Origin of the sequence: Gordonia humi (assembly GCF_014197435.1) — a bacterium.
GTDB classification, from domain to species: Bacteria; Actinomycetota; Actinomycetes; order Mycobacteriales; family Mycobacteriaceae; genus Gordonia; species Gordonia humi.
Window position 1 is genome coordinate 416,935 of record NZ_JACIFP010000001.1, and the last position, 24,375, is coordinate 441,309.

Sequence of the window (24,375 nt, forward strand, 5' to 3'; positions counted from 1 at the left end):
CTCGTTCACGCCGTCCGGCCGACGGCTCAGATGCCGATGCGCTGGGCGAGCTTCGCGCGATACGCGTCGGCGTCACCGAACAGCAGCTCCGACGATCGGGCCCGTTTGAAGTACAGGTGTGCCGGGACCTCCCAGGTGAAGCCCATCCCGCCGTGGAACTGGATGTTCTGGTGCGCCGCGGTGACGAAGGCCTCCGCGCAGTACGCCTGCGCGAGCGCCGCCGCCGCCGGGAACTCCTCGTTGTCCTCCGCGGCCGTCGCCACCGCGTAGTAGGCCGCCGACTTCGCCGACTCGACCTCGATCAGCACATCGGCCGCCATATGCTTCAGTGCTTGGAAGGCGCCGATGGCCTGACCGAACTGCACCCGCGTTTTGAGATAGTCGGTCGACGTGTCGAGTACTGCTTGTGCACCACCTGCCTGCTCCGCGGCCAACGCCACGACAGCGAAGTCGAGGAGTCGCTCCAGGATCTGCTGTCCACCGCCTTCGGATCCGATCAACCGGACCGGCACACCCGTGAGCTGGACGTCGGCGAACTTGCGTGTCTGGTCCAGAGTGGTCAAGCGCGTCCGGGGCACGTCGACTTCCGCCGTGTCGACGGCGAACAGCGAGATGCCGCTCGCCGTGCGGGCGGGAACGATGATCAATCGGGCGGTGGCACCGTCGAGGACGAACTTCTGATCACCGGTCACGGTCCAGCCGTCCGGGGTGTGGGTAGCGGTCGCGGAGACCGCCTCCGTTCCCCACCGTCCGCTGTGTTCCGGCACGGCGACGGTGGCGACGAGCGACCCGTCGGCGATCGCGGGCAGGTACCGCTGTTTGGCCTCTTCGTCGCCGGACTCGATCAACGCGGTCGCTGCGAGCACCACGGTCGAGAAGAACGGGGAGCCGAACAGCGCCCGTCCCATCTCTTCCAGGACGATGCCGAGCTCGATCCAGCTCGCGCCGTGCCCGCCGTACTGTTCTGGGATGGCGAGTCCGTGCAGACCGAGGTCCTGCGCCATCTGCTGCCAGAGCGCCGGATCGTATCCGTCGTCGGTCGCCATCAGACGGCGGACCTCCGATTCGGGCGACTTCTCGCGCAGGAAGTCGCGCACGAGCTCCCGCAATTGGTTCTGTTCGTCGGTGAATACGGCGAACTCAGTCATGTCTCTACTTCCCCTCCGCCGCAAGCGTTCCGCCCTTACGGATGTCCCGGAACGGCACGCCGCGATCGGGCTCGTGCCCCTTCGGCAGTCCGAGGATGCGCTCGCCGATGATGTTTCGTTGAATCTGGTCGGTGCCGCCACCGATCGAGTTGATGAACGACCACATGAGCTCGTGGTCGACCTCGTACGCCGCTTTGTCTGCGGCCTCGTCATACATCAGTCCGCGCGCACCGAGCAGCCGGAAGCGCAGCGCCCACGACGAATGCAGAATCCGCGATTTAGCCAGCTTGCCCAGCGACGCCAACGACGATCCCCCGCCCGCGGCGATCTCCTTCTTCGCGCGGACCGAGTTCCAGTCGTTGACGAGCCGCCACGTATGGATGCGCATGATCTCCTGACGCACCGCCTCGTCGTCGAGCCTGCCCGCCTCCCGGGCCGCCGCGATGAGGTCGTCGGCGTCGGTGAAGATCGCGGGCCGGTCCTCGGGGCGACGTTCCTTGGCACCCAGCACGAAGCCCATCGTGCGGCGCTCCTCCTTGAGCGCAGTCTGGAGGACCCGCCAGCCGTCGTTGAGTTCGCCGATCAACGCGCTCGCCGGTACCCGGACATTGTCGAGGAAGACCTCGTTGAAATCCGACTCGCCGGTCATCTGCTTGATCGGGCGGACCTCTATCCCTGGAAGATCCATCGGAATGATGAAGAAGCTGATCCCGGCGTGCTTCGGCTGGTCCCAGTCGGTGCGGGCGAGCAGCAACGCACAGTCCGCCTCGTGCCCGCTGGTGGTCCAGATCTTCTGTCCGTTGACGATGAAGTCGTCGCCGTCCCGCACCGCACGGGTCTGCAGGCCCGCGAGATCCGATCCGTTACTCGGCTCGCTGTACAGCAGGCACCCGATACCCCACTCCCCGGACAGGAGCTTCGGCAGGACATCGTTCTTCATCGCAGGCGAGCCGAACTCAACGATCGTGTTTCCGGCCAGTGCGGGAAACCCCCGTCGTTCGATGTTCGCGCCCTTGGCGCCCGCCGCACGGAACTCCTCACGGACGATCGTCGCATCGGCCGATGACAGGTTCCGACCGAATGCGTCGGCAGGCCACGTCGGTGCGGCCCAGCCTGCCGCGATGACGTGTTCGCGCCACTCTCGGTCGTTCACACCCGCGAAGTTCTCTGCCAGCCAGGTCCGGACGTCGTCGGCGACGCTTCCCGGTGACACGGGCGGTCGTTCGGTGCTCATCGTCATCCCTCTCGAAGTCGGTACAGGTCCTTGCCTTCGAAACTCCCACCCGATGGATCGGGAGTAAACGATCTCTATGCTCACGACTACATGAGCCGGTCGAACATGTGCTGGGTCATAGCGACGAGCGAATCGAGGTCGGCCCGGCGGGGGTCGCCGACCAGTACCGACAGCGTTCGGCAACGGCGATGGCTACCGCGCGGTTTCGCCGTCTGCCACGTCGCGGGCGGCGGCCTCCCGGTCGAGGCCGTGCGGCCCGCCGTCGTACAGCGACATGATCTCGTCGATCGCGGCGTCGCGCGCGACGTGCGGCTGCGGCTGATCCCTGCACCAGGCAAGCGCCAACTGGGCAGGCTTCCAGGTCGGATCCTCAATGGGGACGAGGGTGAACTCCGGTGGCGAGAACAGTTTGCCGAACGACGAATCGGGGGCGTACGCGACCATCAGCACCAGGCGCCGACGACGTACCTGCGCCGCGAGTTCGATCTCGCTGCCACGACTGTGCGCCGCCTCGACGATGTTGTGGATTCCCAACGACCGGAGCCGACGCGTCAGCGAATCGAGCGCGAACTGGTTGGCGCGGGCGATGTCCACGGCCACTTCGCGATCTCGGAGGTCGTCGATGGTCACTGCCGCACGACCGGCGAGCGGATCATCACTGCGGACCGCGATTCCTCCCGCCGATTCGAGGATCACCCGGAACTCGATGCGCGGGTCCGGGCACGGAAGATGGACGAAACCGAGGTCGAGATGTCCGGCGACCAGATGCGCGGCCACCTCCGCGGTGGAACCCGGAAGACTGAAACGCGTCGGCGTACAGTTCAGCCGAGCGATCGCCTCCTCGAACTCGTCCAAGAGGTCCGACCGGGCGAAGGCGGTGGCCCCCACGCTGAGCGGCCCCGCCCGCCCGGTCATCTCGTTCGCCACCGTCTCGAACTCGCGGACCACGGCGAGGATCCGGCGCGCGGGCTCGACGAGCGCCACCCCGAGCGGCGTCAGGCTGACGTCGTGGTACTTGCGGTCGAACAGTTCGCCGCCGACCTCGCGCTCGAGCAGTTTGATCTGTTTGCTCAGGGGAGGCGGCGTGATGTGCAGACGGTCGGCGGCACGTTTGAAATGGAGCTCGTCCGCGACCGCCAGAAAGTATCTGAGCCTCGTGAAGTCGATGTTCATGCGCCCCTCGCCACGCGCAGTTCTCGAAGCACGCGTGACGTCTCGAAGACCGCCACCGCAGAGTGCATGACAAGCCCCGACGGGTGGTTCGCGATCGACATCGTCGGTCCTCCAACTGTCGGCGGACGTCGGATTCCGGTGCCGATATCCACATTAAGTAGTTCTATTATATAGCTATCTATCCGGAGATTGCCGCGTTGGCGTCACCGTCAGTCGTAAGGCGACTCCGACGGAGATGCGAGTACTGGGCGGAACCGGGATCCGGGTGTCGTCGTTGCGGCACCGATCTGACCACCTTGTCGGTGGCCTTCACCATGAACCACCCGGCGGTGACGTCGACGATCATCGGCCCCCGTACCATCGAACAACTCGAAAGCCAGTTGCCCGCAGCAGATCTCGAACTGACCGCGGAGATCCTCGATCGGATCGACGAAGTGGTCGCACCGGGCACCACGTTCGCGACGGACGATCTCCCCTTCACGCCGAAGGCGTTGCGCGAGACGCTCGTCGACGTCGTTGACGCACTCGCGCCCTCGGCGTGAGCACTGCCGAGGGGAGCGAGCGGTGGAGGAGGCTCCCTACTCCGGCGCCACCGACCTCAACGGTTCCGCCACTGCGGTGCACGCTTCTCGGCGAAGGCTCGGATGCCCTCTGCCATGTCCTCGCTGACGAGGAGGTCCTCCAGCGCACTCGACCGCTGCGTGGTGGCGTCGACGACGTCGCCGACCGCCGTCGTCGCGTTCATGATCTGCAACGAGGTACGTACTGACGTCGGCGAGGCCGCGATGATCTCGGCGGCCAGTTCGCGCGCGGCATCGAGCGCACCGCCCGCAGGCGCCACCCGATTGACCAGACCCAGCCGATGAGCCTCGTCCGCATCGATCTGCTTGCCGGTCAGAATCATCTCGGTGGCCAGTTTCTGCGGGATGACGCGCGGCAGTCGCACCAGGCCGCCGGCCCCGGCGACGAGCCCGACTCTGACCTCGCTCAGCGCGAATCGAGCGGTGGCGTCGGCGACGACGAGATGGCATGCGAGGGCGATCTCGCACCCTCCGCCCATCGCGAAACCGTTGACCGCGGCGATGACGGGTTTCGCCATGTCGCGGCGACCCGTCAGCCCGGCGAATCCGTTCTTGGGCACCCAGGACGGCTTCCCGCTCGCGGTATAGCGCAGATCGTTGCCCGCGCTGAACGAGGCGTCGCCCGCCCCGGTGAGTATGGCCACCCAGAGATCCGAGTCGGCGAAGAACGCGTCGAAGATCTCATCGAGTTCCTCGTTCGCCTGGGGCGTCAACGCATTCCGCGCCTCGGGTCGATCGATGGTCACTTCCAGGAGGTGTCCGACGCGACTGACCTGTGCGAACTCGTAGTCGTCACGCAGCTTCGGCTCGGTCCGCGGATACAGCGCGTCCATGCGTCGCCGATCGAGGGCCACCCGGTTCCCTCGGCCGAACGAGCGCGCATAGATCGACCTGCCGAACACATCTCCCTCGCGCAGTGCAGCCAACAGCTCGTCGTCGCCGTCCGCCACAGTCGCGAGGAATCGGCGGCCGTCGCCGAGTCGTCCGACGACGATCCCCGTGAGTCCTGAGCGCCCGTACTTGACGGTGTACGTCTCGACGGTCGCCGGACCGTCCGCGGTGACGGCGACCTCGACCGCGGGCACCGCGTCGAGTTCGGCCTGGATACCCGCGCTGTCGTCGTCGCGCCACGACGCGGGAATCGTCGAGTACACCGCCGTCGAGTACTTGCTGAGCGTGCCGCCGTTGGCACCGACGAACCCGTAGCCGCCGGGCGTCGCCCGCAGGTGGGCCACGGTCTCAGCGATGGCGTGCATCGAATAGTTGTTGCCCGCGCCGCCGAAGAAGGGCAGGCCACCGGTCAGGGTCAGCCCGCGCGGATCGTCCGCGCAAAGTCCGAGTCCGTCCGCGACGACCTCGACCGCGATGGGAAAGCAACTGTACAGGTCGATCGACGAGAGCTGGTCCACCGTGATGCCCGCGACCTCGAGCGCATGCTCGGCCGCCCGCACCAGGGCGGGCGCCCCGCCGAGGTCGGGTCGATCGACCAGTACTTTCTCACGCAGATCCGCGTGTCCGTGCAGGAAGATCCACTTGCCCTCCGGCACACCGAGTTCGCGGGCGACCGCTACGGAGGTCACCACCACGGCAGCGCCCTGGTTCACCTGATCGCGGGCGACCATGAACCGGGGGAAGGGGTCGGCGATCATCCGGTTGCGCTCGGTGACGGTGCTGAGTTCGGCAGCGTCGCGTTCCACCGGCGCCGCGGCGTACGGATTCTTCGCGGCGACACGCGTGAACGGTGCGAACAGTTCGCCCATCGCCCGCCGATACGGCTCCATCGCCATGCCGGTGCGCGCTCGCCGCGCATTCTCCAACAGGGCGTACTGACTCGGGGCGTCGGTGAGCCCATGCCTCTTCGCGTACTGGCTCGACAATCCGGACAGCCCGTAGCCGCGATCGTCGAGGTCGCCTCCGCGCTGCTCGCTGAAGTCGGGACGGGGCTCGGCCGCCACCAGGTGTCGGGCGGTGGAGATCGCCTCGGAGCCGAAGACGACCGCACCGTTCGAATCGCCGCACGCGATATCGCGCGCGAGTTCGTTCACCAGGTGCTGCGGCGACTGTCCGCCGCTCACTTCCAGAATCGCCCGCGCCGGGTCGGCGCCGATGCGATCGGCCACCGACCGCGGGTAGTTGTCCGACCTGCCGAGCGGCGCGGACGCCACCGGCGTCGAGATCTCGAACTGTCGCACCCCGGCGATGGTGTCGATCCGCGCGGCGAGCGCGACCGCATCGACACCTGTGTCCGCGAGTGCCGCACGTGCGGCTTCGGCGGCCAACTCGACCGGCGACAGGCCGCGATAATCGGGACTGTCGATCTGTTCGGCCGCCTGGCCGACACCGATCAGCACCGGGGTCCGGGGGTCAAGGTCATGTACTGAGGTCATCTCTCACTCCTCTTCGGTGACTGCGGGAGCAGTCCAGGTGATAACGGCGTCGAGAGCCTCAATCACGGCGCCGTCGACGCGCAACGGGTTGACTTCCAGCGACTCCAAGTCGTCGCCCAGCGCCGCGGCTAGATCGCCGATACGCGCGATCGCGACGGCGACCGCGTCCAGATCCGCGGGCGCGCGCCCGCGAACGCCGGTCAGGAGGGCGCCGCCGCGCAGTCGTTCGAGCAGTCCGCGAGCGCGATCGACACCGACCGGCACCGTGGCGAGGGCGGAATCGTCCAACACCTCGACGAACACGCCGCCGATCGCGACGGCAAGCACCAGCCCCCACTGTCGGTCCCGGACGACGCCGACCAGGAGTTCAACACTCGCATCGCGCATGGGCGAGATCAGGACCCCTTCGATAGGCGCGTCCGGCGCGTGCTCAGCGGCCGCGTCGATCACGCGGCGGAAGGCGTCCGCGACGGCTTCGGCGCCCTCGACGTCGAGCACCACTCCGCCGATATCGCTCTTGTGCAGGATGTCCGGCGAGGCGATCTTCACGGCGACGGGCCTGCCCAGCGCGGCCGCCGCCGCGATCGCCTCGTCGGCGCTGGAGACTAAGTCGCTGGGAACCACCCCGACACCGGCCTGGGCGAGGACCCCTCGCGCGGTGGCCTCCGACCATGCGCCGCGCCGGGGCGCCGTCTCGGACACGATCACCGGCTCGGCCGTCGCGGGAGCCGCGGCGTTCCGCGTCACCTCCGACCACCAGGCGATGTTCCGTAGGGCGAGCACCGATTGCCGCAGGCCGGGAATCAGATGGCCGATCCCAGCGTCGTCGAGGACCGACGTGGTGTACGAGCTGATCGGCTGGAGTACCTGGTTGACCAGGGTGATCGGCGTGGCGGGCGCCGCCGCGCCGACGCCGTTGAGCACGGCCTGTGCCGCATACGGCCCGTCGCCCTCCCACGGCACGCTGGAGACGGCGGCGACGACGCCGATCGCCGGATCGTCGGCGACGATCTCGATGGCCTTGGTGAACAGTGACGGATCGATGATCGCGGCACCGGTCGTGTCCAGCGGGTTCTGCACGGTTCCGTAGTCGGGCATCACGTCGGTCAGCCGCTGCCGTGTCTGGGCGGAGAACTCCGGCACGACCGCACCGAGGTCGTCGGCTCGGTCCGCGATGATGTCACAGGCACCGCCGGAGACCGACACCCAACCGATCCCTGGCGCGTCGAGACGGCCCAGCGACGCCGCGGCGCTCGCCGTGATCATCATGTCCTCGATCGAGTCGACTCGGATCACCCCGAGCTCCCGGAACACCGTGTCGACGACTCGATCGTCGCCCACCAGTGCGCCGGTGTGCGCCGCCGCGGTGCGAGCCGCCAGTTCACTGCTGCCCGCCTTGAGCACGACGATCGCTTTGCCCGCGGCCGCCGCGCGCCGGGCCGCGGCCGCGAAGACCTCGGGTTCGCGGATCGTCTCCATGAAGACGGCGATCGCCCTGGTCGACTCGTCGTCGACCAGGAAGTCCAAGACGTGCCCGGCGGTGATCATCGCCTCGTTGCCCAGGGTGACCATGTATGACAAGTCGGCGCCGACCATCGTGCCGAAGCTCAGCATCGCCGCCGAGCTGGCACCGGACTGTGAGAGGAGTGCGACCGAACCCGCCTTACGCGGAAGCGACGCCACCGGGGTCACCGGGATCTGGTCGACGAAGTTGGCGAACCCCAGATGATTGGGGCCGAGGACGAGCATGTCCAGCGAACGAGCGTGCTCGACCAGTTCTCGCTGTGCCTGCCGCCCGGCCGGACCTGCTTCACCGTACCCGGACGACAAGATCACCGCGTTCCGGATGCCCGCCGCGGCGGCGTCAGTCAACGCATCGAGGGTGCCCGACTGCGGTACCTGCATGAAGGCGACGTCGACGGGTCGTCCGATCTCCGCACAGGTGGCGACCGATGGCTGCCCGTGCACCACCCCGCCCCGCCGATTGACCAGGAACGTCCGGTCCGCGAATCCGAAATCCGCGAGGTTGCAGTATGCGTTCGCCGAGAACATCGACTTGTCCGACGCACCGACCAGCGCGATCGAGCGAGGGCGGAACAACGTCCGAAGACGGTCCGACGAGATGTGAGTGTTCATGTCTTGGCGACCTCCCGGGTCATCGACAATATTACTAGACGCTGGCGTTCAAGAACGAAACGCGTCCATTATTTGATCGCATACGATTGCCGCGCAGAGTCAGCAATCGATGAAGGAGCCACAGTGAGCACACCGGGGCCCGGCCGACGACGTGACCCCGCCGTGAACCAACGCATTCTGAACGCGGCCGCCGAAATGTTCGGTCGCCGCGGCTGGAAGGGCTTCACGATCGAGGCGGTCGCCAAGTCCGCAGGCGTCGGTAAGGCATCGATCTACCTGCGATGGCCGAACGCCGAAGCGCTCCTGATCGATGCACTCGCGACCCTCGGTCACCTGACCGACATCGACTCCGGCCATGTCCGCACCGATCTCATCCTGCTCGCCGAACAGGTCCACGACTCGTTCCTCGGACCGGTCGGCCAGGCGTCCCGACGCCTGGCGGTCGAAGCCGACGAGATCCCCGCCGTCCGCGAACGGTGGCTCGCCGCTCGCGACGAGCAGGTGAGTATCGCCCGCACGCTGGTCCGCCGGGCGGTCGACCGAGGCGAACTGCCGCCGTCCACCTCGGTGACCCTACTGCTGGACCTGTTGGTCGGAGCGACCACGATGCATCTTCAGGCGACGCCCGCCCACCTTCTCGCCGACTCGCGCGAGTCATCCTCGGCCTACATCCGCCGGGTGGTCGACTTCCTACTCGACGCGTTGACCGCATGACCGGCCGGGCGGTTCCGCGTCACACGCCGACGACCGACCGCTCCGCGAGGTCGGCGATCGCGGCCTCGTCGTAGCCGAGGCTCTGCAGGATCGCCGTCGTGTGCTGACCGAGCGTGCACCCCGCGTCGGCCTTCGTCTGCGACCGCGAGAACCGCGTGATCGGCGCGAGGCGGCGGTGCTCGTCGAAGATCGGGCTGACCGCCGTGACCGAGTAGCCCGCATTGTAGAACTCGTCGCTCTGCATGGCCCACTCCAGATTCTCTTCGACGGCCTCGACGCACCCGACGTCCTGCGCGGTCAGCTCCTTCTCCCAGTCGATCTTCCCGCGGCGCGCGAACACATCGGCCAACACCTCGATCAACGCGTCGTCATTCGCTCGACGCAGCTCGTGACTGGCGAACCGCTCGTCCGCGCCGAGGTCTGCATAGGGGGCCAGTGCCGCGACGAGCGCCGCCCACTCGTGCTCATACGGCGCCGCGAGGAACACCCATCCGTCGGCCGCGGGGTACAGCCGGTACAGCGCGTGCAGCCCGTAGAACTCCTCATCGACGGACATCGTCTCCGGCCGCCCGTCGTACATGGTGTTGACGACCATCATCGACTGCTGGGCGGACCCCAGCATCGTCGTCGTGAGACCGGGGAGGTCGATGCCGCGACGCTTCGCGTAGAGACCGAGGAGCAGACCCGTCCCGACCGCGAGCGCCGCGATGCCGTCGGCCTGGGCACAGTTGACGGCGCCCGCCGCATGCAGCGATGCGGCGCGCAGCTTGGTCTCGGCCAAGTCGGCCGGAGGATGCACGCCGCCACCGTCGGTCGCCGACAGCCCTGCCGCGGCATCTATCGACGGCGCATAAGCCGGCCGCGCCGCATACGGACCGGTGGTCCCGTATCCGGGCGCGTTGAGATAGACCAGATCCTGGTTGATGCCCTTGAGCGTCGCCTCGCCGATGCCGAGCCGCTCCGCCGCATCGCCGCGGAAGCACTGCACGACGAGATCGACGGTCGGCACGAGGCGATGGACGATCGCCAGCCCCTCCGGCGAGGTGATGTCGACGGCGAGGCTCTCCTTGCCCTGCATCACCTTCGCGCCGCCCGCCTCGGGGAAGGCGACGAGACTCCGAATCCCGTCTCCGTCGATGGTTTCGACGTGGATCACGCGCGCACCGAGATCGGTGAGCACCGTCGTGCCGTACGGACCCGCGAACATCACACCGAATTCGAGCACGGTGATTCCGTCCAGCGGGCGTCCCGGCTCCGCGTGCCCAGCGGGATCCGCCGTCGCCCGCCGGGCGGCCGCGGCCTGGATCAGCGCGCCGAGGAACTCGTCGTCGGCGCCGACCGCGGGCGCGGGCCTCAGCTCCGACACCGGACCCGTATTGGTGTGCACCAGGGTGGACGTCTGCCTCACCGGGCCGACACCCGGCTGGTCGAGGACGTGCACTCGCTTCTCGAAGACGGTCTGCGGGTGGGTCAACGAGTCCTCCGGGGTCCGGAAGATCTCGGCGCTGACGTCCTTGTTGCGTTCGAACGTCTCCTGCCATTCGTCGAAGGTGCGCGCCTTGACCCGCTCCAGCATCATCGTCCACCACTCTTCACGCAGCTCCGCGGTGGGAAGCGCCGGGAATCCGGCCCACTTCTCGTCGGCCAGCTCACCCGCAAGCCCCAGTTCGGCGAGCCACGCCTGCATCAGGCGGGGCGCAGTCTGCGCGAACTGCATCCAGGTGCCGTCCTCGGTGGCCGCGATCAGGAGTGCGTAAATGAGATACGCCTGCGGTGCACCGTTTTCGTCGTAGGCGACGTCCATCGGAGTGAACGCACCCGGGTACCTGTGCAGGACGAGCTCGTAGAACCAGTTATAGACCTCCAGGGCGCCGAGCCCTCGGACGAGGTCGGATTCGACGATCTGGCCGAGGCCGCTCTCCTCGCGTTCGAGCAGTGCGGCCAGCACGCCGTGGATGGCGGCCTGCGACGCACCCCAGGACGCATACGGCGCCGTCACCATCGCCGGGCCCGGCCGCAACGTCAGCTGACGCTTGGACCACATGGCTCCTGTCTTGGCGTAGACCAGGCCCTCCCAACCCTTGTAGTCGCGCCACGGACTGTCCGAGCCCCATCCGGTGATATGCGCGGTGACGAGACGGGGATACAGCTCGGCGAGTCGATCGGCCGTCAGTCCGAGCCCCTCTGCTGTTCCGGGCCGCAGTGTGTGTACGAACACGTCGGCGCCCGCGAGGAGTCCGCGCAGACTGTCCCGGCCGTCGTCGGTGCGCAGGTCGAGCGTGATGCTCTTCTTGCCGCGCAGGAGAGCGGGCCAGCCTGCCAATCGCCGGACCGTCGAACCCCCGGGAGGCTCGACCATGATCACCTCGGCGCCACAGTCCGCCAAGAACTGGCTGACCTGCGCACCGGGTAGCGTCGACGACGCGTCGACGACCACGAGCCCCTCGAGTGGTCGTGGCGCGCCGACTGATTCAGCGGGATTCGATGTCACAGGTCCTCCTGTGGTGTGATGAGCGTTACCACGAATAAGTTACCTGATTTAACTAAAAAATCCAGCCTGAAGACATGACGGACCCGATCGGCTTACCATGCGGAATGCGCTCAATTAGTAATCTGATTGATATGCGTCGGGCGCTGCCCCTCCCCTGCCACCAGATCGATGAGGTAACCATCATGGAACGAGGACTCTACGAGGCCGACCACGACCATTTCCGCGAGGTGGTCCGCGAGTTCGTCCGCCGCGAAGTGGAACCCCATATCCAGCAGTGGAACGACGCCCACTCGACCGGCCGCGACATATGGGTGTCGGCGGGCGAGCACGGCATCATCGGCACCTCCGTCCCGGACCAGTACGGCGGCCCCGGTGTGCGCGACTTCCGTTACCGCATGGTGGTCTGCGAGGAGTTCGCCCGCGTCGGCGCAACGTCGCTGAACTCCAGCTTCTCCCTGCAGGACGACATTCTGATCCCGTACGTGACCGCGCTGGGCACCGATGAGCAGAAGTCGCGGTGGCTCCCCGACATGGCGGCGGGCCGCAAGATCATGGCGGTCGCCATGACCGAGCCGGGAACCGGCAGCGATCTCAAGGGCATCACGACCTCCGGCACCAGAACGGACGGCGGTTGGCTCGTCAACGGCTCGAAGACCTTCATCACCAGTGGCATCCAGTCCGACTACGTCGTCGTCGTCGCCAAGACCGATCCGGCGGGCGGGACCGACGCGTTCACCCTGTTCGTCGTCGAAGAGGGCATGCCCGGTTTCGCGCGCGGCCGTCGGCTCGACAAGATCGGACTGCAGGGCCAGGACACCGCCGAACTGTTCTTCGAGGACGTGTTCGTTCCCGACGACGACGTCCTCGGTGTCGTCGGCGGCGGATTCCGCCAACTGATGGCACACCTTCCGCTGGAACGGCTCTCGATCGCGGCCATGGCGTTGGCGTCCGCGGACGCCGCGCTGGCCTGGACGCTGACGTACACGACCGGCCGCGAGGCGTTCGGCCGGTCGGTGGCCGACTTCCAGAACAGTCGGTTCGTGCTCGCCGACATGGCGACCGAACTCGACGTGACCCGCGCCTTCGTCGACAAGTGCGTGCTCGCCTTCAACAAAGGATCCCTCACCGCCGTCGATGCGTCGAAGGCCAAGCTGTGGGCCACCGAAGTGCAGAACCGCGTCGTCGACCGGTGCCTCCAACTCCACGGCGGGTACGGCTACATGATGGAGTACCCGATCGCGCACGCCTACCTGGACGCCCGGGTGCAGAAGATCTACGGCGGGACCAACCAGATCATGCGGCAGATCATCGGCCGAGACCTGGTGGGACGTCGATGAGCACGCTCCCGCTGACCACGACCACATCGTCGTACTGCCGGATCTGCTCGGGCCTGTGCGGCATCAACGTGACGGTCGAGAATGGCCGCGTCACACGTATCCAGGGCGATCGTGATCACCCGCTGAGCAGCGGATTCACCTGTCCCAAGGGTCGACACTGGGGCGATATGCACCACGATCCGCAGCGATTCGTGAACAGTCAGCGCCGCGCGCCCGACGGCGACCTGACCCCGGTACCGGTGACGACGGCGATCGAGGAGATCGCCGGGCGGCTCACCGCGATCATCGACGAGCATGGACCCGACTCGGTCGCGTTCTTCATCGGAACGCAGGCCTACACCGCGACACTCACCTTCCCGTTCGCGAACGCCTGGCAGCGAGCACTGGGCACCCACAAGAACTTCTCGACGAACACCATCGACCAGTCGGCGAAGTTCGTCGCCGCCGAACGCCTCGGCTCGTGGCGCGGTGGCCGCCAGCGGTTCGAGGACTCCGACGTCTGGCTGCTGGCGGGCTCGAACCCGCTGGTGTCCATGCAGGGCGGCGAAGTCAGCGGCATCCCGGTGCACGGCGGTCCGCGCCGACTGCGAGCCGCACAGGACAACGGAATGACGTTCATCGTCGTCGATCCGCGCCGCAGTGAGACCGCCGCGCGGGCCGACATCCACCTCCAGCTCGTCCCCGGCACCGATGCGATGCTCTACGCGGGTCTGATCCGGGAGATCCTGACCAACGGTTGGCACGACCGGGAGTTCTGCGACGAGTACGCCGACCATCTCGCCGACCTGGGCCGCGCCGTGGAAGCAGCGACACCGGAGCGAGTCGCCGCCGCCACCGGCCTTGACGCCGATGAGTTACGCTCTGCCGCAGCCGCTTTCGGATGCGCGGAGCGGGGGATGGCTACCTCGGGTACCGGGGCGAACATGGGGCCGCAGGCCAACCTCGCCGAGCATCTCCTCGAAGCGTTGAACGTGATCTGCGGGCGCTTCCCGCGAGCGGGAGACCGGGCCGCGGGCGGGCGGCTGATCGGCGACGCCAAACCCGGGGGCGCCGCAGTCCGCGAACCGTCGCGCCCCTGGGAGAGAGGCTTCCGGAGTCGTGTGGGATCGCACGGCATGCTGTACGGTAACCAGCTGCCGACCGGGCTCCTCCCGGACGAGATCTTGTCACCGGGTCCGGATCGAGTCCGCGCCCTCGTCGTCTGCGGGGGCAATCCGGCGGCGTGCATTCCCGACCAGGAACGCACCGTCGACGCTCTGCGATCGCTGGATCTGCTCGTCACCGTCGATCCGTACCCCAGCGAGACCGCACGCCTGGCCGACTACGTCATAGCACCGACTCTCGGTCTGGAACGAGCCGATCACACGCGCCCCAACGAGTCATGGTTCAGTGACGACTTCGGACAGTGGACCGATCCGGTGCTGCCCCGGCCGGAGGGCGTGATCGAAGACTGGGAGTTCTGGCTGCGACTCGGCCAGGCCATGCGCTACACCCTCCGTATCGGATCGCGGGAGTACACCCCGGACACGCCGGTCCCCTCCGCCGAAGACGTCCTGATCTCGTTCGGTCATCGGTCACGGATCCCGTTGGACGAGATCCGCTCCCACCCGCACGGCATCGTGTGGGACGACCCGGAGCCGGCCACCGTCCAGCCGAGCGAGGCGGGCGGATTGTTCCGACTTCTTCCGGCCGACGTCGCCGATGAGCTCGCCGCGATGTTCGCCGCCGCCGACCGTCCCGTCGAACGCGGCTTCTTCCTGACCGTTCGACGGATCAAGGAGACGATGAACACCCTCGGCCGACGAATTCCGTCGCTCGACGCGGGTGCCAACCCGCTGCATGTCCATCCCGACGACGCTGCGGCGCTCGGTGTGGCCGAAGGTGATGCGGTGACGGTGACGTCCGACCACGGACAAGTCCGCGCACGCGTGCGCATCGACCGCGCGCACCGGCCGGGCACCGTCTCCATCACGCATTGCTACGGCGATCTGCCAGGCGCCGACGACGATCCAGACTCCGTCGGCGCGAACCCGGCGCGTCTACTGTCGCACACCGTGGGGGTGCAGCCGATCTCGGCGATGCCGCAGATGACGGCGGTACGCGTCGACGTCGCACCGATCGCAGCGGCGGACTCGGCGTGAAGCGCCCGGCGTGTGCTCGGCCGATCAGCGCGTGGGATCGGGCAGCATCCGCCGCGGCACCTTCCCGCTCGGGAGACGCGGGACGTCGGCGAGGACGGTCCATCCACGCGGAACCTTGAACCTCGCGATCCGCTCGCGAACGAACGAGTCGAGGACCGGGATCAGCGTCTCCGGCCGCTGTTCCGGGTCGGCGGGCTGGACATAGGCGTGCACGCTCTGGCCGAACTCGTCGTCGGCCACACCCGCGACCACGACGTCGGCGACCGCCGGATGCAAGATCAGCGCGTCCTCGATCTCGCGGGGATAGATGTTCACTCCCCCGGAGACGATCAGATCGGTCCGGCGGTCGGACAGGTACAGGTATCCGTCGTCGTCGACGTGCCCGAGGTCGCCGAGCGTGTTCCACCCGCGGTCGTTCCATGCGCCCGCGGTCTTGGTCGGGTCGCCGAGGTACTCGAACCGCTTCACGTCGCCGAACCAGACGATGCCGATCTCGCCGTTCGGGAGCTCGTCGCCCGCGTCGTCACAGATGTGGACGGTGCCGAGAACCGCTCGGCCCACCGTGCCCGGGTGCTGCAGCCACGTCGGCGAGTCGACCATGAAGAACCCCGTCGCCTCACTGCCCGAGTAGAACTCGACGAGGATCGGGCCCAGCCAGTCGATCATCCGCTGTTTGACGTCCACCGGACACCGGGCGCCCGCATGGACGACGGTCCGCAACGAGTCGAGCCGATGGGCCGCCCTCTCTTCGGCAGGCAGCTTGAGCAGCCGGACGAACATCGTCGGCACCATCTGCGTCGCCGTGACCTCGTACCGCGCGATACATTCCAGGGCCGCGCGAGCGTCGAACTTCTCCATGACCAACACGGTGCCGCCGTTGCGGATCGTCCCCATCGACCACCCCAGCGGTGCGGCGTGGTAGAGCGGACCAGGGCTCAGATACACCGAATCGCGGCCGAAGCCGAACGACGACCCCATCATGTGATCGATCGTCATCCCGGTCCCGAACCGTTCGCCGGTCAGTGCCGGCATGATCCCCTTGGGCCTGCCGGTGGTCCCCGAGCTGTACAGCATGTAGTAGCCCTCGACCTCGCCGTCGAGCGGTGTGGCGGGTGCCGCAGCCATCGCCGCGTCCAGACTCCCACCGACGGCCAGTTCCACAACGGTCCGAGACGACGTCGCGGCGCACTGCGCGGCGAGGTCCGCGAGCAGCGGGGTGGACACCAGGACCGTGGCTTCGCAGTTGTCGACGATGTACGCCGCCTCGTCGACCGTCAGATGCCAGTTGACCGGCGTGTAGTACAGCCCGGATCGCTGCGCCGCCCACACGACCGGGAAGAGGTCGAGACAGTTCTCCATCAGCAGCGCGATGTGGTCACCCGCCCGCAATCCCAGATCAGCGAAGACGTGCGCTATCCGATTCGACGCGGCCTCGAGGTCGGCGTAGGTCAACGCGTCACCGGTCTCCGCCATGATCACGGCGGGCTTGTCACCGAGTTCGGCGGCGAGAGTAGTCAGGTGCATGATCGGTCTCCTTCGAGGTCAGTCGGTCACGAGCTGCAGACTGCTGCGCGCGTACGCCTGCCTGCGGCGACCGCTCACCAGGAACGACGGCGGCGCCAAGTAGGTGATGTCGCGGGCCAGCGAGCCCTCCGCTCGACGCTGGTCGAGCCGAGTACGGGCATCCGCCGTTGTACCGCAGATCGCGATCTGGTCGAGCATCTCGTCGGTGACCGCCGCGGCGAGTCCGTCCATGTCGCCGGCCTTGAAGGCGACACGCAACGCGTCGACGGCGTCGGTCCACCCGTGGTGTTCGACGTACTGGTCGTAGGTCTTGACGGTGAGATAGAACGCGACCATGCGGCGCGCGTCGGCGATAGCGCGTTCTGAGTCGTCGTCGTCGACGGCGGTGATCAGCCATCCGTGTTCGACCGTCGACTGCTTGTCCGCAGCCGCCAGGCCCTTCTCCTCCGCGGGCCGCACCACGTCGTCCCACCAGCGGCGCGTGAAGAGGCCGTGTCCGATGACGCCGTCCGCCGATTTCACGGCGGCGGCCACCATGCCCTTGTTGAAGCCCGCGAACAGGATCGGCACGTCGAGACGACCGAGGACCGGTGCCGCGACGCGGGCGTCGATCCGATAGAACTCGCCGTCGTAGGTCACGCGCTCGCCGTTCTCCGCGGACAGCCAGGCTCGGACCGCGCCCGCCATATCGCTCATTCGCGCGACGGGGCGGTCGGCCGCGACACCGAACCAGTCACGGTTGATCGAGTACGCACCGGCCCCGAGGCCGACGAACATGCGTCCCGGCGCCTTCGCGTGCAGGGTCCGGACGGCGGACGCGTGCGCGTACGGACTGCGCGAGAAGGCGTAGGCGATACCGGTGCCGACCTGCGCCGTGGACGTCTTGTCGACCATGTCGGCCAGCAGCGCGTACGAATCGTTGTCGACGAAGTCGCCGGTGCAGAACGCCGCGACACCCGCGGCCTCGGCCTCCGCGGCGACCTCGCCATCGGGCCAGGGCAGACCAAACTTCATGACATCTCCTTAATCATCTATCTATTTGTACTATATAGTTGCCGGGACTACACCGATAGGAGTTCAAGAATGAGCGACGTGACAAGCCCAGACCAGGAGGGCTACGGCACACTGACCGATGAGGCCTTCGAGCGATCACGTCGACGGATCGGCATCCCCGAACGGCCGCTCACCCCGCATAACCACGAGGTGACCGTCGACGGCACCCGTCACTTCGCCTACGGCTACGGCGACGCGAACCCCCTCTGGTTCGATCCCGAATACGCCGCAACGACCCGGTGGGGCGGCATCATCGCCCCGCCGAATTTTCTCTACACAATGGGTGAGAACGCCGCGAAACCGGTGACTCCCGAACAGAAGGCCCTCCTCAAGGGCGATCCGTTCGCCGGTCTCGGCTCCTACCAGGCCGTGATGGAGTTCGAGTGGTTCCGCCCGTTGACCGCAGGCGACCGCTGCAAGGTGCTGCGTGCCCAGGTGGGCGTCCAGGAGAAGCCGTCGAAGTTCGGTGGCCGCACCGCGCACGTGACCAATGCGTTCCTGTTCGCCAACGGCGACGGCGACATCCACGCGACGCAGCGCGGCACCTGGATCAACGCCGAGCGCCACACTTCTAAGGCGAATGCGACGAAGACCGACCCGATCGACTTCACCACTCCCTACACCGACGAGCAGCTCGCCGAGATCGACGCCGCCTACGACACCGAGACTCGACGCGGAGCACAGACCCGCTACTGGGAGGACGTCACCGTCGGCGACGAGATCCAGCCGCGCGTGAAGGGGCCGCTGACCGTCACCGACATCGTCGTGTGGCATCTGGGCTGGGGCATGCAGCTCACTCCGCCCGGAGCGTTCGGCATCGCCCGCTCCATCCGCCGCAAGGTCCCCGGCCTGTACCCGCCCAACACACGGAACATCCCCGACACCGTGCAGCGACTGCACTGGGAACCCGAGCGTGCCAAAGAACTCGGCCTTCCGATGAACTACGACTACGGCGCCATGCGCGAGACCTGGCTGACCCACGCGCTCACCGACTGGATGGGCGACGACGGATGGCTCTGGAAACTGTCGTGCCAGCACCGCAAGTTCAACTACATGGGCGACACCACCTGGGTCACCGGCACCGTCGTCGACAAGAAGCAGGTCACCGACGAGCGGGGCACCCGCAACGAGATCCATCTCGAGGTGGCGTGCACCAACCAGCGCGGCGAGGTCTCCACGCCGGGTACCGCGGTCGTCCTGCTGCCGACTCGCGAGGCTGCCGTCGAGCTGCCTAAGCCGCCCGCCGACGACCTCGACGGGCTTCTCGCCCACGAGATCGAACTGCTTCGCACCGAAGACTGAGGAAGAACACGTGACGACTACCGCGACCGACACCACTGTGGTCCCGACGGATCCGTCCCCGGAGACGCTCCGGCTGGTCCTCGACGCGCAACGCGCGGCGCAGCAGGCCGAGGGCATTCCGTCCGCAGACGTCCGCCTGGATCGGATCGACCGATTCATGGCCGCCGTCCTGGAGGCGGCCGAGGAGATCTCCGAATCGTTGGACGCCGACTTCGGAAACCGACCGCGCGCGATCAACCTCAGCACCGATCTCGCGGCCGGGATCGGTGCCGTCTCGACGGTCCGCGCAAGCATCGTCGACTGGATGGCGGCCCGGACCGTCCCCGGATCGGAACAGACGGGCGTTCCCGCATTCGTGCAGACTCGGCCCAAGGGTGTCGTCGGCGTCATCGGTCCGTGGAACTTTCCGGTCTCGCTGGTGGTGCATCCGACGATCGACGCGCTGGCGGCGGGCAATCGTGTGATGATCAAATTCTCCGACGTCCCCGAGCGCACCGCCGAGGTCTTCGCGCGGGCCGTTGGTACCCGGATGAGCCGCGACGAGGTCGCCGTGATCCGCGGCGGGCTCGACACGGCACGCACCTTCTCGGATCTGCCACTCGACCACATCATCTTCACCGGGTCACCGGCGGTCGGTGCGCAAGTCGCCGAGGCCGCGGGGCGCAATCTGGTGCCGGTCACTCTCGAACTCGGCGGCAAGAACCCCGTCGTGGTGTCGGCCGACGCCGATCTGGCCCGGGCCGCGGGACAGATCGCGGACTTCCGATTGACCAACGGCGGGCAGATCTGTCTGTGCCCGGACTATCTGTTCGTGCCGCGGGCGAAGGTCGACGAGTTCGTCGACGCCTACCGGGCGGCGGTGTCCGCGATGTACCCGACCTATCTCGACAACCCCGCCGTCGTCTCGATCGTCAACGATCGCAACTACGATCGGGTCACCGGCCTGATCGACGATGCGGTGGCGAAAGGCGCGCGAGCGGTCACCGTGGCTCCGCCTGACGAACAGCCCCGTCTGCCCGATCGTGCATCGCGGCGGATCGCGCCGACGGTCCTCCTCGATGTGACACCGGAGATGACCATCGCGACCGAGGAGATCTTCGGCCCGGTCGTCGTCGTGTACCCGTACGACGATCTCGACGAGACGATCGACTACATCAACGCCGCACCAAGCCCGTTGGCCGCCTACTGGTTCGGCCCGGACGATGCCGAGTACCGCCGGTATCTCGATCGAGTCACCTCGGGTGGGGTCACCCGCAACGCCATCGGCTCGCACTGGGCGGTCGACGGGGCGCCGTCCGGCGGTATCGGGCGCAGTGGCATGGGCGCCTACACCGGCTACACCGGATTCCTCACCTTCAGTCATCAGCGCACCGTCGCCAGCGACGAGCGGACGAATCCCCGGCGACCGGACGCCGACGCCGTCGCCGCATTCATCGCGAAGACTGCTGCGGAGATCACGGCCCGCATCGACACGGCCTAGCGGTATCGCAGACGACACGTGTCGATCGTCCCCGACAACGGGGATGATCGACACGTGTTGTTTTCGAGTGCCGCGGCAGTGCTCAGTGAGACCGATGGAAGGCGGCGAGCTGGGCCGCCGCGGATACGAGACCGAGTCCGCCCGCGACGGCCGCTGCCCGCGTACCGGCCAGTCTCTGATCGAGCCCGAGCGATCGGTCGACACTCCAGCGGCCGGGGCCGATCGCGGCCAGCGCAATCGCGGACACGGCCAGGTTGGCCACGTATTCCCACCCCTCCGCGGTGATGAAGAACCCGTTCTTCGCGTGAACGGAGCGGCCGGCGACGGCCATCGTGCCGACGACGGCAGCCGCCGCGATCGGTGTCGCGGCACCCGCGACGATCGCCGCACCCGCACCGGCTTCGACGACTGCGCTGGCACCGGCCTGCAGTCTCGGTGATCGGAAGCCGATCGACTCGAACCAGCCCGCGGTGCCGTCGAGACTGCGCCCGTGCTTGATTCCGTGAGCGATCATGGTGCCGCCGACCGCGGCACGGAGCAGCAGTTGAACGGGTAGGTTCCCCGAACCGGAGCAGCCCGGTTTCGTCACTGTCTTCGCCATTGTCTGTTCTATCCTTCCGACCCGCCGACTATCGCAGGGTCCACTTCGGTTTGACGAACCCGTCACGGGAGACCTCGGCCGTGCCGATCGGGTTGCCGACCGCCGGATAATTCCAGGCCACTGCGTACGCGGCGTTCCGGTCCATGTCAAGGGTCTCCCAGACCGCCTTCACTGTGCCCTGCACCGCCGTCGGCGGTTTCGCCGCGATCGTCCGAGCGAGTGCGTCGACCCGCCCCCACAGTTCGGCGGCGGGGACCAGCTCGGACACGAGGCCGATGGTGTGGGCGCGCAGCGCCGACATCCGCTCGTCGAGGCCGATCAGCGCCCAACGCATCGCCTCGCCGAGCGGCACTCGGCGAGCGAGACCGATCGGTTCGAGCGCCGAGGTCATGCCGTAGGAGACATGCGGATCGAAGAACGTCGCATCGTCGGCGGAGACGATGAAGTCGCAGTCGTTCAACCAGTAGAAGGCGCCCCCGGCCACCATCCCGTGCACCGCGGCGATCACCGGCTTCCACACCTTGTTGGCCCGCGGCGACAGCCCCTGACCGGGATCGTCCTGGCTCCACACGTTCTGATGCAGGTGGAGTCCTTCGGCGACGTCGACACCGGTGCAGAACGCCTTGTCTCCCGCGGCCCGCAGGACCACGACGTGGACGTCGTCGTCGTCACGGACGTGCTTCCATACCTGTACGAACTCGTCGATCATCGTGTTGTTGAACGCGTTGAGCTTGTCCGGACGGTTGAGCGTGACGGTGGCGACATGCGCATCCACCGCATATTCGATGGTGTCAAAGTTCATGGGGTCGAGCTCCTTGGTCGATGCCATGCCGGATCACGCGGCAACCCGAGTCCGCGTTCGGCGATGACGTTCTTGAGTACTTCGTTGGTGCCGCCCGCGATCGTCCACGCGCGAGCGTACAGATACGCGTCCTGCCACCACCCGTCGTCGACGGCTGCGGTGTCGCCCTCGGTGGCGATACCGTCGGCGCCTTCCAATCGCATACCGGCCTCGGTCATCGCCAGGTTGGTGTCACTGAAGAAGATCTTGACGGTCGGCGCATCGGTGATCTCGGTCTGACCGGCGAGCATCCGCGACTGCGCTCGCCTGCTCATCAGGTCGACGACCGTCGCGTGCGTCGCGATCCGACCGACCTCCCGACGGACACTCGACTCACCGAACCGCGGACGAGCCAGGTCGACGAGCCGCCCGACGTTGAGCTGCAGTTCCGACGCCATTGCCGCGACGCCGGTCCGTTCGTGTGCGAGACTGGAATTAGCAACGGTCCACCCGTTGTCGACCTCGCCGATGACGGCGGACGCCGGAACCCTCACGCCGTCGAAGAACACCTCGTTGAAGTCAGTGGTACCGGTGATCTCCCGGAGCGGTCGGACATCGATGCCGGGCAGCGTCATGTCGATGGCGAAGGCAGTGATCCCCTTGTGCTTGGGCGCATCCTGATCGGTCCGGGCGAGAAGATAGCCGACGTCGGCATGCTGACCGTTCGTGGTCCACACCTTCTGCCCGTCTACGATGTAGTGGTCGCCGTCGAGTCGAGCGCGTGTTCGCAGCGACGCGAGATCGCTGCCCGCACCCGGCTCACTGAACAACTGGCACCAGATGTCCTCACCGCTGCGGATCCGGGGAAGGTAGTGGTCCTTCTGCGCATCGGTGCCGAAGTCGAGGATTGCGGGGGCGGCGAGCGCGTACGCGCCGATCGGCAGCCAGGTCTGACCGGTCGCCAGTTCCTCGGCGACGACGAACGCCTTTCGCAGGTCCCAATCCGACGACCCGCCGTACTGCTCCGGCCACTCCCCACCCAGGTATCCGGCGGCGAAGAGGTCGGCCGTCCATTTCCGGATCGCCGGAACGAAATCGGCGTCGGGCGCGCGGACGCCCGTATGGTGCTTGACACCGGGGTTACGGTCGGCGATGAATGCGCGCACGCGCGCCCGGAACTCGTCGAGATCGGCATTCGTGTCGGCCCGCATTCGAGACCCTCCTGTCACCCTGTCTTAAATAGTTATATGATCTTACCGTATTTGATAGTAGCGTCGCGACACGACGCGAGCCAGAACAAAGGGCAACCGCATGGATTTCGAACTCAGTGATGAACAAGAGATGCTGCGCGAGGTGTCGCGGAGCATGCTCGCCGCCCACTGCTCGCCGGAGAAGGTGCGCGACGCGGTCGCGATCGACGTCGACGATTCCCTGTGGCAGCTCGGCGCCGACATGGGGTGGACCGGTCTGCCCGTGCCCGAGAAACACGGCGGTGCCGCGATGGGCCTGGTCGAGACGACGATCGTCGCCGAGGAGATCGGCCGAGCCCTCGCCCCCGGCCCGTGGACGGACACCGCGATCGCAGCGTGGGCGGCGTCCTCGGGCGGCGCGCCCGACGATGTGATCGCCGGCCTCGCATCCGGCGATCAGCGCGCCTCGGCCGTCATCGATCCGGGTTTCATCCAGGCCGCGGCGAGCGCCGACTGGCTGCTCGTCGTCGAGGATGCGGTCCGCTTGATCCCGGCGAACGCCACACAGTTCCGGCGACGCACGACGCTCGACGAGACGCGCCGGTTCTACGCGGCCGCCGATCTCGCCGACTCCGGATACGAGCTCGCGATCCCGGCGCAACGGGTGCGGGACGCCGCTGCCGTCATGGTGGCCGCCGACGCCCTCGGCGTCGCCGTAGCGACGATGCGGATGACCATCGACTACGCGACCGTGCGTCAGCAGTTCAATCGGCCGATCGGCTCTTTCCAAGTGGTCAAGCACAAGATCGCGGACATGCTCATCGCGATCGAGGGCCTGCGATCAACCACGTACTACGCCGCCATGGCCCTCGACGTCGACCTCACCGACGCGTCGTTGACCGCGAGCGCAGCCAAGGCGTTCGCCGCCGAGAAGGTCCCGGAGATCACCGGCGAAGCGCTGCAGATCCACGGCGGAATCGGGTTCACCTGGGAACACGACCTGCACCTCTATCTGCGCCGCGCCAAGACCGACGAAGTCCTCGGCGGCGCTGCGGACTTCCATCACGATCGGGTGGCGACGCTGTTGGTGTGACCATCCCGC

General features: G+C 67.3%; 18 protein-coding genes. 7 read left to right on the forward strand and 11 right to left on the reverse strand.

The features are described 5' to 3' along the window. Positions 1–26: 26 nt before the first annotated feature. The 3 genes from BKA16_RS01935 to BKA16_RS01945 all read right to left on the reverse strand — a co-directional run bounded on the left by BKA16_RS01935 (position 27) and on the right by BKA16_RS01945 (position 3,555). Positions 27–1,148, reverse strand: coding sequence for an acyl-CoA dehydrogenase family protein (locus tag BKA16_RS01935; RefSeq protein WP_183368975.1), 1,122 nt, complete (start codon positions 1,146–1,148; stop codon positions 27–29). A 4-nt stretch (positions 1,149–1,152) separates the two neighbouring features. After that, positions 1,153–2,382: an acyl-CoA dehydrogenase family protein gene (locus tag BKA16_RS01940; RefSeq protein WP_246371572.1), complete on the reverse strand. Its 1,230-nt coding sequence runs from the start codon at positions 2,380–2,382 to the stop codon at positions 1,153–1,155. Between the two features lie 192 nt (positions 2,383–2,574). After that, positions 2,575–3,555, reverse strand: a complete 981-nt coding sequence (locus tag BKA16_RS01945; protein WP_183368977.1) for a LysR family transcriptional regulator — start codon at positions 3,553–3,555, stop codon at positions 2,575–2,577. Between the two features lie 197 nt (positions 3,556–3,752). On the opposite strand from BKA16_RS01945, the gene BKA16_RS01950 reads away from it, so the two are divergent. Next, the gene (locus BKA16_RS01950; protein WP_221246717.1) at positions 3,753–4,097 is read left to right on the forward strand and encodes an aldo/keto reductase; all 345 of its coding nucleotides are present in this window, start codon (positions 3,753–3,755) and stop codon (positions 4,095–4,097) included. A 56-nt stretch (positions 4,098–4,153) separates the two neighbouring features. Here the strand turns inward: BKA16_RS01950 and BKA16_RS01955 are convergent, their stop codons facing one another. Next, positions 4,154–6,523 carry an acetyl-CoA acetyltransferase gene (locus tag BKA16_RS01955; protein WP_183368978.1) on the reverse strand — a complete coding sequence of 790 codons (2,370 nt, stop codon included), beginning with the start codon at positions 6,521–6,523 and terminating at the stop codon, positions 4,154–4,156. 3 nt (positions 6,524–6,526) lie between these two features. After that, entirely contained in the window at positions 6,527–8,659 is a 2,133-nt protein-coding gene (locus BKA16_RS01960; protein ID WP_183368979.1) for an acetate--CoA ligase family protein, read from the reverse strand. 123 nt (positions 8,660–8,782) lie between these two features. Here BKA16_RS01960 and BKA16_RS01965 point away from each other — a divergent pair, with 123 nt between their 5' ends. After that, entirely contained in the window at positions 8,783–9,373 is a 591-nt protein-coding gene (locus BKA16_RS01965; RefSeq protein WP_183368980.1) for a TetR/AcrR family transcriptional regulator C-terminal ligand-binding domain-containing protein, read from the forward strand. Positions 9,374–9,392: 19 nt separating this feature from the next. Here the strand turns inward: BKA16_RS01965 and BKA16_RS01970 are convergent, their stop codons facing one another. Then, complete coding sequence (locus BKA16_RS01970; RefSeq protein WP_343067243.1) at positions 9,393–11,864, reverse strand: CaiB/BaiF CoA-transferase family protein; 2,472 nt, start codon at positions 11,862–11,864, stop codon at positions 9,393–9,395. A 182-nt stretch (positions 11,865–12,046) separates the two neighbouring features. On the opposite strand from BKA16_RS01970, the gene BKA16_RS01975 reads away from it, so the two are divergent. Next, on the forward strand, positions 12,047–13,201 hold the full coding sequence (locus tag BKA16_RS01975) for an acyl-CoA dehydrogenase family protein (RefSeq protein WP_183368981.1): 1,155 nt from the start codon (positions 12,047–12,049) through the stop codon (positions 13,199–13,201). Continuing rightward, a complete protein-coding gene (locus BKA16_RS01980) occupies positions 13,198–15,342 on the forward strand; it encodes a molybdopterin-containing oxidoreductase family protein (RefSeq protein WP_183368982.1) in 2,145 nt (714 codons plus the stop codon). The genes BKA16_RS01975 and BKA16_RS01980 overlap by 4 nt, the downstream gene beginning before the upstream one ends. A 24-nt stretch (positions 15,343–15,366) precedes the next feature. Here BKA16_RS01980 and BKA16_RS01985 read toward each other — a convergent pair whose 3' ends face one another. Further along, positions 15,367–16,866: an AMP-binding protein gene (locus BKA16_RS01985; protein ID WP_183368983.1), complete on the reverse strand. Its 1,500-nt coding sequence runs from the start codon at positions 16,864–16,866 to the stop codon at positions 15,367–15,369. 18 nt (positions 16,867–16,884) lie between these two features. Next, a complete protein-coding gene (locus BKA16_RS01990) occupies positions 16,885–17,880 on the reverse strand; it encodes an LLM class flavin-dependent oxidoreductase (RefSeq protein WP_183368984.1) in 996 nt (331 codons plus the stop codon). 69 nt (positions 17,881–17,949) lie between these two features. Between BKA16_RS01990 and BKA16_RS01995 the strand changes: the two genes are divergently transcribed. After that, positions 17,950–19,221, forward strand: coding sequence for an FAS1-like dehydratase domain-containing protein (locus BKA16_RS01995; RefSeq protein ID WP_183368985.1), 1,272 nt, complete (start codon positions 17,950–17,952; stop codon positions 19,219–19,221). A 10-nt stretch (positions 19,222–19,231) separates the two neighbouring features. Continuing rightward, positions 19,232–20,701, forward strand: a complete 1,470-nt coding sequence (locus tag BKA16_RS02000) for an aldehyde dehydrogenase family protein (protein WP_183368986.1) — start codon at positions 19,232–19,234, stop codon at positions 20,699–20,701. A gap of 82 nt (positions 20,702–20,783) precedes the next feature. On the opposite strand, the gene BKA16_RS02005 is transcribed toward BKA16_RS02000, so the two are convergent. From BKA16_RS02005 to BKA16_RS02015, 3 genes are read right to left on the reverse strand one after another with little or no spacing between them, the layout of a single operon-like run. Further along, on the reverse strand, positions 20,784–21,302 hold the full coding sequence (locus tag BKA16_RS02005; RefSeq protein WP_183368987.1) for a DoxX family protein: 519 nt from the start codon (positions 21,300–21,302) through the stop codon (positions 20,784–20,786). A 28-nt stretch (positions 21,303–21,330) separates the two neighbouring features. Beyond that, positions 21,331–22,104: an enoyl-CoA hydratase/isomerase family protein gene (locus tag BKA16_RS02010; protein WP_183368988.1), complete on the reverse strand. Its 774-nt coding sequence runs from the start codon at positions 22,102–22,104 to the stop codon at positions 21,331–21,333. Next, entirely contained in the window at positions 22,101–23,294 is a 1,194-nt protein-coding gene (locus BKA16_RS02015) for an acyl-CoA dehydrogenase family protein (protein ID WP_183368989.1), read from the reverse strand. Before BKA16_RS02015 ends, BKA16_RS02010 begins: the two co-directional genes overlap by 4 nt. A gap of 100 nt (positions 23,295–23,394) precedes the next feature. Between BKA16_RS02015 and BKA16_RS02020 the strand changes: the two genes are divergently transcribed. Next, positions 23,395–24,366 carry an acyl-CoA dehydrogenase family protein gene (locus BKA16_RS02020; RefSeq protein WP_183368990.1) on the forward strand — a complete coding sequence of 324 codons (972 nt, stop codon included), beginning with the start codon at positions 23,395–23,397 and terminating at the stop codon, positions 24,364–24,366. The last annotated feature ends 9 nt before the right edge of the window (positions 24,367–24,375 follow it).